The 15,433-nt window shown below is 30.4% G+C and carries 22 protein-coding genes; all 22 read left to right on the top strand.

Annotated features, from left to right (window positions below):
- The first annotated feature begins 52 nt into the window (after nucleotides 1-52).
- The 22 genes from B4J88_RS08675 (at nucleotide 53) to B4J88_RS08570 (ending at nucleotide 15,429) form a co-directional block, all read left to right on the top strand.
- Nucleotides 53-217, top strand: a complete 165-nt coding sequence (locus tag B4J88_RS08675) for a hypothetical protein (protein WP_291067320.1) — start codon at nucleotides 53-55, stop codon at nucleotides 215-217.
- A gap of 426 nt (nucleotides 218-643) precedes the next feature.
- Entirely contained in the window at nucleotides 644-922 is a 279-nt protein-coding gene (locus B4J88_RS08670) for a hypothetical protein (RefSeq protein ID WP_291067318.1), read from the top strand.
- 97 nt (nucleotides 923-1,019) lie between these two features.
- The gene (locus B4J88_RS08665; RefSeq protein ID WP_291067316.1) at nucleotides 1,020-1,232 is read left to right on the top strand and encodes a hypothetical protein; all 213 of its coding nucleotides are present in this window, start codon (nucleotides 1,020-1,022) and stop codon (nucleotides 1,230-1,232) included.
- 3 nt (nucleotides 1,233-1,235) lie between these two features.
- Entirely contained in the window at nucleotides 1,236-1,628 is a 393-nt protein-coding gene (locus tag B4J88_RS08660; protein WP_225542063.1) for a hypothetical protein, read from the top strand.
- Between the two features lie 78 nt (nucleotides 1,629-1,706).
- Entirely contained in the window at nucleotides 1,707-2,207 is a 501-nt protein-coding gene (locus B4J88_RS08655) for a hypothetical protein (protein ID WP_225542062.1), read from the top strand.
- Nucleotides 2,208-2,218: 11 nt separating this feature from the next.
- A complete protein-coding gene (locus B4J88_RS08650) occupies nucleotides 2,219-2,749 on the top strand; it encodes a hypothetical protein (protein WP_291067311.1) in 531 nt (176 codons plus the stop codon).
- A gap of 49 nt (nucleotides 2,750-2,798) precedes the next feature.
- Entirely contained in the window at nucleotides 2,799-4,400 is a 1,602-nt protein-coding gene (locus tag B4J88_RS08645) for a hypothetical protein (RefSeq protein WP_291067309.1), read from the top strand.
- A gap of 57 nt (nucleotides 4,401-4,457) precedes the next feature.
- Nucleotides 4,458-4,898, top strand: a complete 441-nt coding sequence (locus B4J88_RS08640; RefSeq protein ID WP_291067307.1) for a phage holin family protein — start codon at nucleotides 4,458-4,460, stop codon at nucleotides 4,896-4,898.
- 2 nt (nucleotides 4,899-4,900) lie between these two features.
- Complete coding sequence (locus B4J88_RS08635; RefSeq protein WP_291067305.1) at nucleotides 4,901-5,530, top strand: hypothetical protein; 630 nt, start codon at nucleotides 4,901-4,903, stop codon at nucleotides 5,528-5,530.
- Between the two features lies 1 nt (nucleotide 5,531).
- Entirely contained in the window at nucleotides 5,532-6,095 is a 564-nt protein-coding gene (locus tag B4J88_RS08630) for a hypothetical protein (RefSeq protein WP_291067303.1), read from the top strand.
- A 250-nt stretch (nucleotides 6,096-6,345) separates the two neighbouring features.
- A complete protein-coding gene (locus B4J88_RS08625) occupies nucleotides 6,346-7,458 on the top strand; it encodes a hypothetical protein (RefSeq protein ID WP_291067301.1) in 1,113 nt (370 codons plus the stop codon).
- A gap of 401 nt (nucleotides 7,459-7,859) precedes the next feature.
- Nucleotides 7,860-8,387, top strand: coding sequence for a hypothetical protein (locus B4J88_RS08620; RefSeq protein WP_291067299.1), 528 nt, complete (start codon nucleotides 7,860-7,862; stop codon nucleotides 8,385-8,387).
- A gap of 122 nt (nucleotides 8,388-8,509) precedes the next feature.
- Entirely contained in the window at nucleotides 8,510-8,722 is a 213-nt protein-coding gene (locus tag B4J88_RS08615; RefSeq protein ID WP_221854921.1) for a hypothetical protein, read from the top strand.
- Nucleotides 8,723-8,785: 63 nt separating this feature from the next.
- A complete protein-coding gene (locus tag B4J88_RS08610) occupies nucleotides 8,786-9,652 on the top strand; it encodes a hypothetical protein (protein WP_291067296.1) in 867 nt (288 codons plus the stop codon).
- 91 nt (nucleotides 9,653-9,743) lie between these two features.
- On the top strand, nucleotides 9,744-10,082 hold the full coding sequence (locus B4J88_RS08605) for a hypothetical protein (protein WP_291067294.1): 339 nt from the start codon (nucleotides 9,744-9,746) through the stop codon (nucleotides 10,080-10,082).
- Between the two features lie 20 nt (nucleotides 10,083-10,102).
- Nucleotides 10,103-10,438, top strand: a complete 336-nt coding sequence (locus B4J88_RS08600; RefSeq protein WP_291067292.1) for a hypothetical protein — start codon at nucleotides 10,103-10,105, stop codon at nucleotides 10,436-10,438.
- Nucleotides 10,438-10,668 carry a hypothetical protein gene (locus tag B4J88_RS08595; protein WP_291067291.1) on the top strand — a complete coding sequence of 77 codons (231 nt, stop codon included), beginning with the start codon at nucleotides 10,438-10,440 and terminating at the stop codon, nucleotides 10,666-10,668. Before B4J88_RS08600 ends, B4J88_RS08595 begins: the two co-directional genes overlap by 1 nt.
- Nucleotides 10,607-10,930 (top strand): hypothetical protein, encoded by a 324-nt coding sequence (locus tag B4J88_RS08590; RefSeq protein ID WP_221854925.1) that lies wholly within the window; start codon nucleotides 10,607-10,609, stop codon nucleotides 10,928-10,930. Before B4J88_RS08595 ends, B4J88_RS08590 begins: the two co-directional genes overlap by 62 nt.
- The gene (locus B4J88_RS08585) at nucleotides 10,927-11,574 is read left to right on the top strand and encodes a hypothetical protein (protein ID WP_291067288.1); all 648 of its coding nucleotides are present in this window, start codon (nucleotides 10,927-10,929) and stop codon (nucleotides 11,572-11,574) included. Before B4J88_RS08590 ends, B4J88_RS08585 begins: the two co-directional genes overlap by 4 nt.
- Nucleotides 11,549-13,261 carry a hypothetical protein gene (locus B4J88_RS08580; protein ID WP_291067286.1) on the top strand — a complete coding sequence of 571 codons (1,713 nt, stop codon included), beginning with the start codon at nucleotides 11,549-11,551 and terminating at the stop codon, nucleotides 13,259-13,261. The genes B4J88_RS08585 and B4J88_RS08580 overlap by 26 nt, the downstream gene beginning before the upstream one ends.
- Before the next feature lie 570 nt (nucleotides 13,262-13,831).
- Nucleotides 13,832-14,056, top strand: coding sequence for a hypothetical protein (locus B4J88_RS08575; RefSeq protein WP_221854931.1), 225 nt, complete (start codon nucleotides 13,832-13,834; stop codon nucleotides 14,054-14,056).
- Nucleotides 14,053-15,429 (top strand): hypothetical protein, encoded by a 1,377-nt coding sequence (locus B4J88_RS08570; RefSeq protein ID WP_291067284.1) that lies wholly within the window; start codon nucleotides 14,053-14,055, stop codon nucleotides 15,427-15,429. The genes B4J88_RS08575 and B4J88_RS08570 overlap by 4 nt, the downstream gene beginning before the upstream one ends.
- Nucleotides 15,430-15,433 lie beyond the last annotated feature (4 nt).

Here is a 15,433-nt window from a genome sequence, read left to right as displayed (position 1 = left end):
AGTGATTTTAGGATTATTATTAATCTTATTTATCAGCGATAATAAAATGAGAATGGAAGTTATAAAATCTCAAAGAGATGAAATAAAATATTTAGAAGCACGTAATGAAACGTATCAAGAATGGATAGAAACTCTGAGAAATGAAAATAGAGATTTAAGAAGTAAATATTACAGAGATTTTGTTCATCAACAAAAACCGAAAACTTTAGAAAATTAGAAAAGAAATGAAAACAGTAAATAGCTTAGCGAAGTGCGGAAACCTTGCCAAAACTTTAAAATAAACACAAACTTTTAAAATTAAACAATATGTCAAAAAATAGCGCTCAAACCGCATCTAGCCAAACTGATGTTAGGCGAAGTGGTGATCGAAAAAGCTGTCAAAATTGCAAATATTATACGGCTAGTAAAAATAGGTGTAATCATCCTAATTGGAGTTGGTGTGTAAAGAGAGATGGAGATGGTTTTGTGATAGAATATATTTATCATCATTTCGCCTAACGTTTCCGAAGCTTTACGATGTGGTGGTAAATAAGGCACAAAACTTTAAAATAAACAATAACATTAAAAAAGGCACAAACTACAAGATATACGTTTAGCCACCATAGCGTAAAACTTGTGTTATAGCTAGTTATTTTATAAGACAATGATACTTACAAAAAAACAAATAAACGAACTAAAGAAAGAATTAAAAAAAGCTCATGATGCTGAAAGGAAATTATCATCAGCACGACAAGGTATAGCAATGCTCATTTCTGATTTTACTGGAATAATTGGTGAGTGTGATTTTTTAATGGGAGATGGCTTTGGATTTACCCCTGAATCAAATAATGACACACATATACCAATAGATGCATTAATTAAATACGCTGAAAATGGTCAAGATATTACAGAGGAATTTATTTTAAAAAATCTTTCAATATAATTGGCTATAACTACCTGATTAACGCAACGAATTTGAAAATGAAACAAAAACAAATAAACCAATGACAAAAAAAGAAAAAAATAAGTTCCTGATCAAAATGACCGTATTATCAAACGCAATGCTATACGAAATGGATTTAGCCAGAGTAGATTCGGAAGAAGCAACACAACTACGAAAATTATTAGAACAACACACACAAATGGCATTTGAACAACCATTGTTACAATCGACAACATTTATACAAGAAGTAGAAAATAAGTTTGATGCAGTTGTAAATAGAACCGCAAAAGAGTATAATATAAAACTTTAGTTTATGAAAAAAATAATTCAAACAATCATTGATTCAATAAAAACACGAAAACTACTAAAACAGCAATATTTAAATATTAAAGTGTTGTCAAATGAAAAAGACTTTCAACAAAATTTAGAAACGTATAATTTGATTTTAATTTTCAATAAAAAATCTTCAAATTGGAGTTTAGAAAAAATTAATGAAAGATTCAATTATTATTTAATGATAGGCATTCCTTCAATAGATTTATACATGAAATTTATTATTGACTATATAAAAGAAAATCAATTTACCTATATGGAAATGATGAAATTTGCCGAAAAACTTAATATAATTGGAAATATAGCGATTGAAGTTTTTAATATTCAAAATAAGGTTAAAATCAATATAGAATCAAAAGGTGGTTTTTTATAATTATTCATAAACAAAAAATAGACATTATTAAGAATAGTGTCTATTTTTTGTTTATATTTGTACAAATCCTTTCCTTTTATGAATCAGCAAAATAGACATCTTAGAGTAGTTTGTAAAGTCAATTTATATACAGACAACAAAATAGCTTCTATATTAGTTGATACAGATAAAAACTCAACTACCAAAAAAGGATTTTACAAATCATTAATCGCTTCTACTCCAACAGAAAAAAAACACAACAGAGCATCATTATCATTCAACCAAGACTATGAAGAAACTCGTTCTGGTGGCGTTTACACCCAAAGTGTACAATTCAGTTACCGTTCCAACACAGACGAACACGCCTTAGAATCAGAATTTCTAAAAAAAGTAAAACTTATCGGTCTTTTATTATCCGATGGATCAGAGATTATCATTGGTAGAAATGATGTCAAACAAAACCGAAAACCAAAACTTAGTTTTTCATCTGATCTCAATTTTACAGAAGCCAAATTTGTTTCGCGATCTATCATTCCAGCATCTATCAAAAATGTTGTGAATACAGGTTACACGTTCACTTATCCATTTATCTATACTTAAAAACTTTTCGCATGAGTACATTAATCCAAACAACTATTCGCCCAGAACTAATACCAGTTCTTTACGATTTTTTCGAAGGTAAAGAATACACAATTGCAGGTAAAAAAGTAAAAGGAGTTAAAATTGATCTCAAATCAAGCCTTGGACGTTATATCCGTTCAATGTGCGAAAAAGCCGAACGCCCAGAAACAAAACGTTTTTACAACATGGTTTTCGAAGTACAAGATTTGGCAAATAAACAATATACAGCAAGCGTGTATCAGTATATAGATGGCCGCAATCATTTCTTGAAATTACCCGAACCATTTATTGATGATCTCAACCACATGTTAGAAGATATTTTCCGAACATCACTTAATTCCTATTTACGTGGTTTTGAGAAAAACGGAAAAATAAAAGAAGGAATTCGCCAGTACATGCACGATTATGATCTCGAAGAACACGGACATACTTTAGAATCGATAGAACGTATGTATATGCGTTACAAAAAATCACCAGCCAAATTAAAACGTTTTCAACACAAATGGACATCTGACGCTTAATTGCGTCAGTTTGTTTTTAGGGACAACGCCTTAATTTTCAAATAAAAATATGGAAATTAAATATCCAAATTGGTTACCAAAAATATTTGGTTCTCCACAAACCAGTGATGAAATGAATGGCATTGTAGAAGTGCTACAAAACCATGCTGAAACTCTCTCTCTACACGATGTAAGAATATTAGCTGCTGCAAGTGGTATTTATACCGATACTCTTACACCTTCATCAGAAGTTCCTACAGATGTAGGCGACAAAGTTTTTTTAGTTACACAACCTGGCACCTACACCAACTTTGGAAATGTTATTTTACCCGAAAACAACTTTGGTTTTATTTTTAAAAGTGGAAATAGTTTCAGTTTGCAAAGTGTGGAGATGCCAATGCAGGATTTGTCTGAAGTTGAACAAAAAATCGAAGATGTTAAAAAAAGTTTTAACCTTGAAATTAGCTCAAAAAATAAATTTAATAAAGCTACAATTACACCTAATCAATATTTAAACACGTCAAATGGGAATTTAACACCTTCGGAAGGTTTTTGGACATCAGATTTTATTCAAATAGACTCTGCTAAAAAATATATAGGAGGACAAGGTTTTACATTTATTTGTTTTTACGATGAAAATAAAAATTTTATTTCAGGTATTGGCGAAGCTGGTCAAAAATTAATCACTCCTACAAACAACTCTTACTATATAAGAGTGTCTGACAATAATAATCCAGATACTTTTCAACTTGAAGAGGGGGAAGTTAGCACTTCTTATGAAGATTATTTTTTTAAAATAATTCCAAGATATGAAGAAAAATCTATTGTAATAGAAAAAAGAATAGTCACTGATGGTGTCAACTTTAATTTAATTAGAAAGATGCAAGATTCAATTGTTGACGCTTCAGATACAAAACGATATAGAATTATTGTTCCTAAAGGAGAATGGCAAGAGTGTGATTTAAGAGGTAAAAAAAATGTTGAAATTATTGGAGAAGATTTATTTGATACTGTAATTTACAACGATGGTTTATCAACGAGATTAACGCCTTCTGATTATTCTGTGAGCGCATGGGCTAATAAGCCTTTGAACGAAGTGCCACAACATTTTAAACACGTTGTATATGTTACAGATGATATTGATATTAAAAACTTAACTATTGAAGCTCGTGGAAATATTAAATATTGTGCACATATAGACTATCCAAAATTTGAAAATGTAAGAATGAAAGTAATATTTAATAGGACTGCTGAGGAAGTTAATAATTGTGTGGGTATTGGGATAAAACCTAATCAAACAATTGATTTATCTGATAGTGTTTTCATTAGAAATGATAATCAACCTGCTATTTTTGTGCACAATTCGCCCAATCAAATTTCTGGCTCTAAACTGATTTTGGATAATACTTTTTACCAAGGGTGTTCTTATATATTAGTTGGAGAAATGGGGAGTGGTCACGAGGATTGGATTTATTTGCGAAATGCTCAAGCTAATGTTGAATTAAATCAATTTATAACCCTTATTTGTGAATTAGACCCTACCAGTTTGCCATATAATTTCCGACTGAAAACAACTGGCACAAAAATTAATTCAATAGTGCAACTTCCTTATCATGATAATCAAAATCCACGTCCAAATTTTGGTGGATATATCATTGGAAAAATTGGGTAATTTATTATAAAAAAACCACCTTTTCGGAGGTGGTTAAACTTCACTAAAAAAATACAGATGATTTTAGATTATATAAAACACGACTTTGATCAAATTATATTAGAATTTCAAATAATATTTTCTTGCTGGGTTGCGGTTGGTATTTCTGTCGGCATCGATTTATTTTTTGGCATACGAAAAAGTAAATCATTAGGAGAGTACACTCATTCTTACGGTATTCGAAAAACATTTGAGAAAATGACATTTTACTATTCCTTGATGCTTTTATTTCTATTCGCAGATATGTTCAATCCTTTTGGTATGTACATCGAAATATTAAACCTTCCAATTATGACAATCCTTATGATGTTAGCATTGCTACTTACTGAAGGTATATCTATTCGTGAAAAAGCAGATCAAAAACAACGAAGAATGGTAGATAAATCAGCAAAACAATTGCTTGATATTATTCTAAAAAACAAAGAATTGATTGAAGAATTAAAAAATAAAAATGAATAACTATGTTAGTAGATTTTCAAAAAAAATACGGATTGTTTCCAGATGGAATAATCGGTAAAAAAACAGCAACAAAAATTAAAGAAGTGTTTGGATTAACAGATATTCAAACAGCTTATTTTCTTGGACAAGGAAGTGTAGAAACTTCTGATTTCAAGTTGAAAAGAGAAAATGGAAGGTATTCCGAAACTCAATTAAAAAAATATTTTTCCTATTATAAAAATCGACCAGACGAAGCACAGCAAGATGCTTATAATGAGGTTGTAATTTTTAATAAGGTTTACGCTGATAAAAATAGAAGTAAAAACCTTGCACTTGGAAATACTCAAATTGGTGATGGTTATAAATTTAGAGGAAATTCTGCAGGTCAAACAACAGGAAGATACAATCATCAAGTAGTAGCGAATAAAGTAAAGGATCAATCTATTATGGATAATCCTGATAACCTTTGGAAAAATTACTACTTAGAATCGTTTGATATTTATTTAAAGGATAAAAAAGTATATCCTTTGATGACAGATATTTCTCGTAAAACTTCTGATTTAATTACATCAAAAATAAATGGTCCTGCAAAAGTTCATGCAGAAAAACGCTACGAAAGAACTCAACATTACTATAAACTTTTAACTAAATAATATGAGAACTAATCTACCACAAAGAATACTCTTATTCATCACCATTTTGTTGACGTTGACATTTTGGTCATGCGCTACCAAACGCAAAACAAAGGAGGTAGAACAGGTAAAGGTTGAAAGTGAAAAATCAATCGTTAATGATTCATCTGTGAACCTCCAATTGCAAAAGTCAACTTATGATTATTTGCAAAACTATTCTAAGAATGAAACATTATTGCAAAAACTTGGTTTAACGTATGCTGGTAAAACGAATGAGGATAAAGGTAAAGTTTCATTAAAACAAACAGAAAACGGCTTAGAACTCGATATACAAGGCGCAATCGCTATGGCTTTGGAGAAAGAACAATCTAAAAATGAAGATATTTCAGTTCATAAAGTGATCAGTTTAGTTGATTCGATTTATTCTGTTCGATTACAACAAGATTTAGCACAACGAGATCAACTATTATTAGATAGTTTTAAATCGAATACAGAAAAGGAGAAAACCGATATAAGTATTTGGATTTATGTGGTAATTGGTTGTGTCTTGGTTGTTTGGGCAGGTATTAAACAAATAAAAAAATAAAGCTAAAAAGAAAACTCAGGTATTCAATACCAACTAACCTAAATACCTGAGTAATCAACATAATACATGCCTTTTGTATTAATTTAATTAAAGTTAATTAATAGTTTGTAGATAAAACGATTATAAGTAATTAATTTAAAAATCGACGTATTCGTCGAAATATTATAATATCGATGATTATGTCGATAGTGAGCCGATTATAGATTTAATTGGCTCATTTATTATATTGTATTATTGATTATTATTAATATTGCAAAAATTAATTCTAAAAATGAGCAATTTACAAGTAAAAGACATTATTGAACTATTATCAGATAATATTGTTTCAATTCCTGAGTATAAAAAATATTGGTTAATAAGAACCCAGTCTGGTAATTTATTTGATCTATTTGTAGAGCATAAAATGGTTGGTTTAGAGCATTCAGAAATTAATCTTTCAGAAATTACTCAAATATGTAATGATTTTAATAAGAAAGAATCTTTACAAAAAATTAAACAATTATTAGTAAATTATTATGAATCAATTGATTTTGAAAATGATATCACGCCTCAAAAAATTGGTTTAATTGCTGGTCAAATTTATAAATTCTTTAAAGAAGTAAAAATTGGAGATATAGTTGTAATACCTTCAACAAACTCTGAAGTCGTAAGTTTTGGTGAAGTAACAGAAAATCATATAGCGGTGCTAAACACTGAAGAAAAAAGAGTTTTTGATTTTGATTTTCCATTATTAAAAAGAGTAAAATGGATTAAAGAATTACGAAGAACTAAATTAGATCCGTATTTTTATAAAGTTTTTACAAGTCATCAAGCGATTACAGATATTAGTAATTATGCCGAAGTAATTGAACGTTCTTTGAATGATTTGTTTATTTTGAATGATGAAGCTCATAATGTAATAAGGATAGAAGCAGAAGTTATTAAGGCGAAAGATTTGTTTGGTCTTGGTTATGAATTATTAGATTTAATAGATGATTTTTGTGAATATTATAGTATAGATGGTGTTTCGTCTGATGATTTTGAAGTAACTATAAATATTAATAGTCCTGGTAAAATTGATTTTAAATCATTGAGTAAAAAAGGAATTGGTGTAGCTGCGTTTGTGTTACTATTAACTGGAGGAGGGTTGAAATATAAAGAGTTATCATTGACTGTTGGTGGTATTCCATCATTAATAGATAGTTATAATACTTTTTTAGAAACAAGAAATAAAGTAATTACAGAGCAAAAAATGGATAGTGTAAAACTTTCAATTACTCAAGATATTTGGAATCATTATAAAGACAGTTTAGATATAAAAGAGCCAAAACAAATGATAGAATTAATGAAACAAGTAGATAAAAATCAAGATTTACCAAAATAATTTTATATTTTTACATAATCAAAATAAAAGAAATGAATATCCTATTAAATGCAATCTCTGTTACAGCAACATTTATTGTTAGTGTAGGTCTTTTGTGGCTTATATTAGATAATACAGTTGGTAGATTTAAATTTATGAAGTCTAAAAGGTTATGGTATGGATTTCAATTTAAAGATTTTCTATTTATAACTTTATCTACTTTATTTATTCTATGTTTTTTTGATTTTTATTTACCTTATTAATAAAATAGATTAATAAATATAAAAGCCGTTTAAATTTGTTTTAAACGGCTTTTATATTTGTGGAAAGTTTTGCGATTTTATTGTACATTTCGTTTTGAAATTCTGTACTTTTCGTTTTGCGGATTATATATACTTGCATTTATACAGAAAACACAAAGTATGAAAGAAATTAACATATTTACTTATTTAGAAGATTTGATAAAATTTGCTGCGTTTGCTATTTCTATTATAGCCTTGATGATTTCATTAAAAAATCGAAGAAATGGAATTAGAGAACATATTTTTAAAGAGCAATTCAATGCGGTTAAAGATTTGATTATAAAAATTAATGAATTTACTTTTATTATTGAATGTAAAGGTGTTGATGATTTTTCTGATGATGATTTATTAAAACTGAATGATATTAAAGAAAAGGCTAAAGAATTGTTTTTTTCATATCAATTTTTAATAGTTGAAACAAAAAATATTAATGATATGATTTATAATCAACTTCAACAGATGGATAGAATCATAGGTATTGTACAAGGCAAAGAAAATTACATAAAATCGTTAAATAAATATGGACGTGAGCTTTATATTGGAATATATGAGGATTATTTTGAAAAAGAAAATAAGCTTTTGAATAAAGTTCAAAAGCAATTTCATATTAAAAAAATAACTAAAGAAAACAGAAAAATATTTCAATAAAATCAAAAAATACTTTTCAAAACAACAATAAATAGTTTCAATTTAAATAAGTTTTCAAATCTATTAACGACATAATTTGTCGCAATCAAAAAGTAGCTTTACGATATTTAAACTCAACATACATGTTACTTGACGCCAAACAACAAAGCAAACCGCTAAATGATCTTACGAAAGAAGATAAAGACTTTATCTATCGTAATTTATTAACGCTTTTCATGGACTGGAATGGCAGTGATTCTGCTACGGACGAAAATCAGAGAGCCGACATACAAATGGCAGTCTTTTATTGCATTGGGTTATTAGATCAAGTAAAATCTAACAAAGCCGCTGAATAATCAGCGGTTTTTTTGTGTCAGCTTCTAATCGCTGTTTTCATCGGAAATTTAAATCAAAAACGTATGAAAACGGAGATTCTAAATATTATCAAACATCCAACTTTGGATCACCCAGAGAAATTCAATCAACTGTTTGATTTCTACAAAAAAAATCCATCAAAGGATCGCAACTTCGAATCTAATTTTAATCGTCTTGGTTTTACTGAACATCAGTTTTCTAAATTGATTTACGAAGTAAAAAAAGTTTATAAAATTTCTGATTTAGAAGTGGTGCAACACGAATTCAATGATAATTCTATTCGCAAACCTTGGGGATTTTGCGAAACTCCAGAAGAAAAATGCAATATGAATTATTGTGACGAAAATGGTTGTCAAAATCGTACAAGACATTTAGTTGAAGATTCAGAGTTGAACGAAAATATTAATAAAGAAACTCAAAATAACGAAATTCCTATTCGTCAAGAATTTCCTTTCCTAAATTCAGAAGATTGTCCAGAAGAATTTAAAATTTTGGTCAATGATAAAATCACTGCATACCATAAAATGGTAGCTGGGCGTGGAGCGTTAGACGATCCAAATACACCAGAAGAACAACGTGCAGAAATTGCGCAAAGTGTTGCCGATGCTGATATGTTAAACTCATTGATATATGAAGAATTGAAATATTATCAAGAAACAGGAAAAATTCTTGGGAACCACGAAATCTTTGCTACGCACAACCTAAAAAAAGCAATTGAGAATATGACTGCCGAACAAAAGGCGCAACGCATCGAAACGTTGAAAGGTCAAATTCGTGTGGCTAAATCTGCCTTAACAAAAGCAGAAAAGAAAAAGGATACAGAAAAAGTAACCGACCTAAAAGCTAAAATAGAAGCGTTGGAACTGGAACGAAATCTTGTCATCAAGTCTTTAGAAAAAGCAAATAATTAAATCCTGCCTGTTTAAATATCTTTTTTTACTCATTTCCAACTTTGGCGATTACCTCAAAAAAGTTGGTTTTTAAAAACCAAAAAACATCATTATGGAATTTATTAATGAAAAAATAGAAGAACTTGAAAATCATTTAAAAGATTTAAACTATTCTTTAAGAGACAATGAATTTTTAACACAATTCGAACGTCAACATTTATTTACAAAAACTATTGAAATTAGAGCCCAAATAAGAACATTAAAATATGTTTTAAAAGCCAAAAAATATCACGATTTAGAAATAGCATCTACTACAGTTCAAATTAAAATGTATCAATTACATGAAGTTGAAGAAGCATTTGATAGATGGTTAAATGCAAAAGACGATAAAATTCCATTCACGGATTTTTTACGTGGTAAGCAAACATTTCCTGAAAATAAAATTTCTTAATCATCCAATTCCTAATTAATATGAAAAACATTCAATCAATTATAGATAGATTAGAAAATATAGATGCTAATCTCAAAAATCCTTTAATGCCAACAGAAATTTCTGTTGAAGCACTTAAGGATATTATTCCAGAAGTTATTAATGACTTGAAAACATTAAACAAAGACATTTTTATATCTGTTAATAATGAAGTTTACAACAAAAAACAAATTACAGATGCTTGGGATGTTTGGTTAAATGATTATCTACAAAACCCAGATGAATTTGAAGAAATTGGTACTGAACAAGCTACTGGTGAAAATTCGTTAAAGGGATTAATTTATTACTTAGAAAAGTCTTTTGAAGAAAATAAGTAATGCAAAATCTAACTGATTTACATAACGCTATTTCAGCCATCGAAGATTTTAGTCATTCTTCACAATTACCATATCCAGAAGATGTCAAACAAATGATGTTAAGAGAGGAATTTCCAAAATTAGTCCAACAACTCCGAGAAGCATTCGAAAACCTAAAACCAAAAGAAAATGTCAACGCCATTCCACGAAAATCCGCTTTTCCTATCCGAGGAACAATACGAACAACTTGAAAAATTAGCAGGTGCACAATTCTCATTGCGTCGTATTGCGCAATTCTTAGATGTTAACGAAGATATCTTTATCACGTTGGCAAATACAAAAGGAACACGCGTGTATGATTGCATCAACCGTGGACGAATGGCTGTAGAATATTCTATCAACAATGCAATGATAGAAAAAGCAGCAAAAGGCGATACATCAGCAAATTTTCAGTTCGAAAAAAGCAAAGAATCTCGTAGAGTTGACGAAATAAGAAAACACTTTTTTGGATGAAAACAGAAAATATAACATTAGAAGATATTTATGATTTCATCGATTGCAAGTATGGTCCTGATGATATCATTCCAGCACATAAACAACATATTTTAAATCATCTCGAATTATTAGATAAAATTCGAGCAATGCATCTGCGTATAGAGCAATATGGTAGCGAAGATCATATCGTTCAGCATTTAATTACTGCCGAAGGTTTATCGCGCTATTTAGCCAAAAAATATTATAACCAAGCGTTAGAATTTTTCTATTGTGATAATGAAATTTCAAAATCGGCATGGCGAAATATTATTGCTGATAAAATGGAACGTGGTATCAATGCAGCGATTATGGCGGCAAAAGACACGAAAGATTTTGTTTCTGCAACTAAGCTTTGGATTGAGGTAGCTAAAATTCGTGAATTAGATAAAGCCGATCCACCACAGCTTAATCCAGATGCGGCAGGAAGAATGTTTGCAATATATTCTTATGATCCAAAACAATTAGGATTAGACACCATTCAGGACAACGAAAAAGTACGCCAATTTATCGATTCTTTAGAAGGTATTACCGAAAAAGAAAAAGAACTGGCTTACGAAGAAGCAATGTTAAAACCTTTAAAACTATTCCCAAATAAACATGAGGACGTTCGCAAATCTGATTGATGATCCGTTAGTGGAAGGTCGATTTGCATCGTGGCTAAAAATGCGAATTGATTTAATCGCTCCGAAAAATCTTGATATAATTTCAGGACGTGCCACAGCAAAGTCCTCTGATATTTTAGCCGAACGTTCTATTCGTATTTCGGAAGATATGGCACGTGCTTATTTTGCATGGGTAGCTGATACCTATGAAAATGCAATTGGGAACGTACGTGATGCTTTAATAGAAGGTTGGAACCGTAAAGGCTGGGTAGAAGGTGTGCATTATGTGTTGGACGAAAGGCCACCAGCACATTTTGAAAAACCATACAAATCGCCAAAAGATTTTCAACATACAATGTCTATTTACAATGGATGCTTTTTCAAAATAGTTTCTTTGGCTCAACCATCATCGGCTGCAGGAAATTCCTACCAACATTTATTCGGAGACGAAGTAAAGTATTTTGATGATAAGAAAATCGCAAAGTTATTCCCTGCAATTCGTGGAGAATATACCAATTTCGGTGATTCTGTTTACTATCGTGGACATTCATTTACAACCGATATGCCAAATCCAATGCACAAAGAATATGATTGGATTATGCAACAGGAAGAAAATATGGATGTTGAGCAAATCAAATTAATTTTGAATTTATCACATCTGATTAATGAAGATAAAAAGAAATTATTCAAAGCATACAAAAATCGTGATGATTTAGCCGTTAAACGTATCCAAAAAAGAATTGTAAAATATACTATTGCATGGAGACGTGCGCGTAAAGATTCTACCTACTTTGCAATTGGATCATCTTTGGCCAATTTACAAATCTTAACCTTAGGTTACTTCGAAGATTCGTTGAAAACATTAGGTATAGAAGAATTTAAAACCTCTATCCTATCCTTAAAACCAACTATTCCACAAGGAGCAATGTTTTATGCATATTTGGGTCCGCACCATTTTTTTGACGATGGTTTGCGCGAAGATTTCCTTTCAAATTATACCTTGAAAGAAGAATTCAATCCCTTAGCAAAACATATCAAAAAACCATATTACGACAAAAAACAACCTGTATCTGCAGGAATGGATTTTGGAGATATGATAAGTATGGTAACAGGTCAAGAAAATAAAAATTACATTTATGCATTAAGAAATTTCTTTACCCTACCACCAGAAAGTACAGCACAAATAGCATCTAAATTTGTCGATTTTTATGATGGACACGAAAAACGTATCTTAAACCTGTATTATGATCGTTCAGGAAATCAATACGAGCAAGTCAATCGAGATTGGGCAACAGATGTCAAAACATCCATCGAAGAATATTCTTCAAAAATTGGTCAAAAATGGAAAGTAAATTTGATGTCGAAAAATCAAGCAACCATTTACCAGGATGAAGAATATTATTTCATGACAAAATGGTTGAACGAAGGTATTGCAGGAATTCCAACATTACGCATATATCGTAAGTTCAACAAAGAGTTAAAATCATCATTGGAGATTACGAAAGTCATCACCAAAAAAGACCAAAAAGGAAAAACAAAAATCCATAAAAATAAAACATCCGAAAAATTAGCAATGCATCTTAGACCGATGTATTCTACCAACTTTTCAGATGCTTTTAAATATTGGATAATGCGCCGTGATTGGAGATCAACTGCAAGTTCAAGAATAAGCACTTCTACAACATTTATTGATACAGAAATCATATAAAAATTGTATCTTTACAACATAGAATTTTAATTTTAGCGGATTAAAATCTTACTAAATTTTAACCTTCAAATATGCCAGTATTTGGAGGTTTTTTTGTGGCTAAATCTTTTACCTAAATTACTTAGAATAAGTCTAAACAACCTACTTTTGATATGAAAAACTTCAATAAATACACTTCAAATAAAACCTAAAAAAGCTAATCAATTCAAAATCAATAAAATTTCGATTTTTAAAAAAAATAAAAAAGTTGACTGAGGACAAGCACACCGACCCGCTCAGTCCTTGATTTCGACGTTGAAAGGCTCAAAAAAAATGAGAAATATGACAACTCGTCTGTATCCCTTACTATTAGAGGGTTTGTCTATATTCCGAAATTCTAAAATTTTACTTTTTTCTTAAAAAACATAAAAATTCACATTAAAATAATAACACACATACTCTGAATTCCTTTCTATCAGCGGGTTTGAAATAATTTTCAATCATATTGATATAAACTTGTGTCAATAATCTTGTGTCAATACCATGCGATATTTGATTATGAACATTCATTACATGACTGCTATACGTAGGATGAAACAGTTCACTGATCATGAAATAGAATTCAGTATTGAATTCATAACGTTGAAAGGTGAAAGAAAAGTTATCCAACGTGCAACGTTAAACAAAGGCTATCGAAATGATCAATCTAAAAAAGCAAAGTTTTTAGTTGCTTACAAAGATTTAGATACCAATGAGAATAGACAGTTCCATCGTTCATTGTTAATGAAGTTCAACGAAGCAAACGTTTACTTATGATACAAACATTAGAACACGAAGATGCATTGTTGATGTACAATGACATGGGTGCGGTAACATTCTCTACTATGAATGATCCTCGTGGTGAATCTCCGAAGGATGTTCGCACCAAAGATTCTTTGGAATGGAATAACTCATTACTTCAATTAGAAGATTATTACATCTATCAATATGGCGATGGAAATAATCTACCAACTGTTATTCGTGATATTATTCAAAACAATTACATCGCACCTGGTTTACTGTCAAAGAAGAAGAATCTTTTATGGGGACAAGGTCCACGATTGTATCGTGAAGTATTTGATGGTAACGAACTAATCAGAGAATGGGCAACAGACAAAGAGATCAATCATTGGTTAGATCATATAGACGCAAATACTGAAATCAATAAGTTAGCAACTGATTACAACCACATGGAAGCGTGTGTATCAAAGTATGAATTGAATAAAGGTAGTTTGTTCGGTAATTCATTTATTACATCTATTGATCACATTCCAATCAATAAAGCACGCAAAGGTTTATTAACAACACGTTATTTAGCTGGTGAAAAAGAACCCACACATTGTGTCGTTTCAGAATCATTTGCCAATCAATATCACAACGATTCTACAGCCAAAGTATATAATCTTTACAATCGAAAAAATCCTTTTGCATCTAAAAATAGTATTGTTTATTCCAACGAATATACATTTGGAATTGACATTTATACTGTTCCAGATATCTTTGGTTCGTTAGAATGGTTAAAGACATCTACTGCTACACCACTTATCTTACAAGCATTCACAAAGAACTCGATCAACTTAAAGTTTCATGTTCAATCACCACAGAAGTATTGGGATGACAAAGAAAAAAAATTAAAAGATTATTGCGATGTAAAAGGTATCGAGTATAAAGATTCGATGTTGCAAGAATATCGCAGAAAGTTATTTCAACAAATTACAACAGTTCTATCTGGTGCCGACAATTCTGGAAAAATGTGGCATACCATTAAACTTTACGATGATAATGGCACTGATTTAAAAGAATTTGGATGGGAAATAAAAGCCATTGATCAGAATGTAAAAGATTTTATCGAAGCACAAATTGCAGTTTCTCAACGTGCCGATTATGCAGTTGGTTCTGGAATTGGAATTCATTCTGCTTTAGGAAACATTTCACAAACTGGTAAATCAGATTCAGGAAGCGAACAATTATACGCGCACCAAACGCATTTGAACACGAACGTTACGATTCCTGAAATGATTACACTAAAAGCCTACAACGAGGCTATTCGTGCCAATTTCCCTGGTACAGATTTACGCTTAGGATTTTATCACGTTGGCGTAAAACGTCAACAAGACATCACTCCATCAGAACGAATGATTAATAAATAATCTT

Source organism: Empedobacter sp. UBA5036, from assembly GCF_002415215.1.
Lineage (GTDB): Bacteria > Bacteroidota > Bacteroidia > Flavobacteriales > Weeksellaceae > Empedobacter > Empedobacter falsenii_B.
This window is presented reverse-complemented; position numbering and strand designations above follow the sequence as displayed.

Coding starts and splice junctions, on each gene's coding strand:
- B4J88_RS08675 (WP_291067320.1), top strand. CDS start 53: ATGGAAGTTATAAAATCTCAAAGAGATGAAATAAAATATTTAGAAGCA.
- B4J88_RS08670 (WP_291067318.1), top strand. CDS start 644: ATGATACTTACAAAAAAACAAATAAACGAACTAAAGAAAGAATTAAAA.
- B4J88_RS08665 (WP_291067316.1), top strand. CDS start 1,020: ATGACCGTATTATCAAACGCAATGCTATACGAAATGGATTTAGCCAGA.
- B4J88_RS08660 (WP_225542063.1), top strand. CDS start 1,236: ATGAAAAAAATAATTCAAACAATCATTGATTCAATAAAAACACGAAAA.
- B4J88_RS08655 (WP_225542062.1), top strand. CDS start 1,707: ATGAATCAGCAAAATAGACATCTTAGAGTAGTTTGTAAAGTCAATTTA.
- B4J88_RS08650 (WP_291067311.1), top strand. CDS start 2,219: ATGAGTACATTAATCCAAACAACTATTCGCCCAGAACTAATACCAGTT.
- B4J88_RS08645 (WP_291067309.1), top strand. CDS start 2,799: ATGGAAATTAAATATCCAAATTGGTTACCAAAAATATTTGGTTCTCCA.
- B4J88_RS08640 (WP_291067307.1), top strand. CDS start 4,458: ATGATTTTAGATTATATAAAACACGACTTTGATCAAATTATATTAGAA.
- B4J88_RS08635 (WP_291067305.1), top strand. CDS start 4,901: ATGTTAGTAGATTTTCAAAAAAAATACGGATTGTTTCCAGATGGAATA.
- B4J88_RS08630 (WP_291067303.1), top strand. CDS start 5,532: ATGAGAACTAATCTACCACAAAGAATACTCTTATTCATCACCATTTTG.
- B4J88_RS08620 (WP_291067299.1), top strand. CDS start 7,860: ATGAAAGAAATTAACATATTTACTTATTTAGAAGATTTGATAAAATTT.
- B4J88_RS08615 (WP_221854921.1), top strand. CDS start 8,510: ATGTTACTTGACGCCAAACAACAAAGCAAACCGCTAAATGATCTTACG.
- B4J88_RS08610 (WP_291067296.1), top strand. CDS start 8,786: ATGAAAACGGAGATTCTAAATATTATCAAACATCCAACTTTGGATCAC.
- B4J88_RS08605 (WP_291067294.1), top strand. CDS start 9,744: ATGGAATTTATTAATGAAAAAATAGAAGAACTTGAAAATCATTTAAAA.
- B4J88_RS08600 (WP_291067292.1), top strand. CDS start 10,103: ATGAAAAACATTCAATCAATTATAGATAGATTAGAAAATATAGATGCT.
- B4J88_RS08595 (WP_291067291.1), top strand. CDS start 10,438: ATGCAAAATCTAACTGATTTACATAACGCTATTTCAGCCATCGAAGAT.
- B4J88_RS08590 (WP_221854925.1), top strand. CDS start 10,607: ATGTCAACGCCATTCCACGAAAATCCGCTTTTCCTATCCGAGGAACAA.
- B4J88_RS08585 (WP_291067288.1), top strand. CDS start 10,927: ATGAAAACAGAAAATATAACATTAGAAGATATTTATGATTTCATCGAT.
- B4J88_RS08580 (WP_291067286.1), top strand. CDS start 11,549: ATGAGGACGTTCGCAAATCTGATTGATGATCCGTTAGTGGAAGGTCGA.
- B4J88_RS08575 (WP_221854931.1), top strand. CDS start 13,832: ATGAAACAGTTCACTGATCATGAAATAGAATTCAGTATTGAATTCATA.
- B4J88_RS08570 (WP_291067284.1), top strand. CDS start 14,053: ATGATACAAACATTAGAACACGAAGATGCATTGTTGATGTACAATGAC.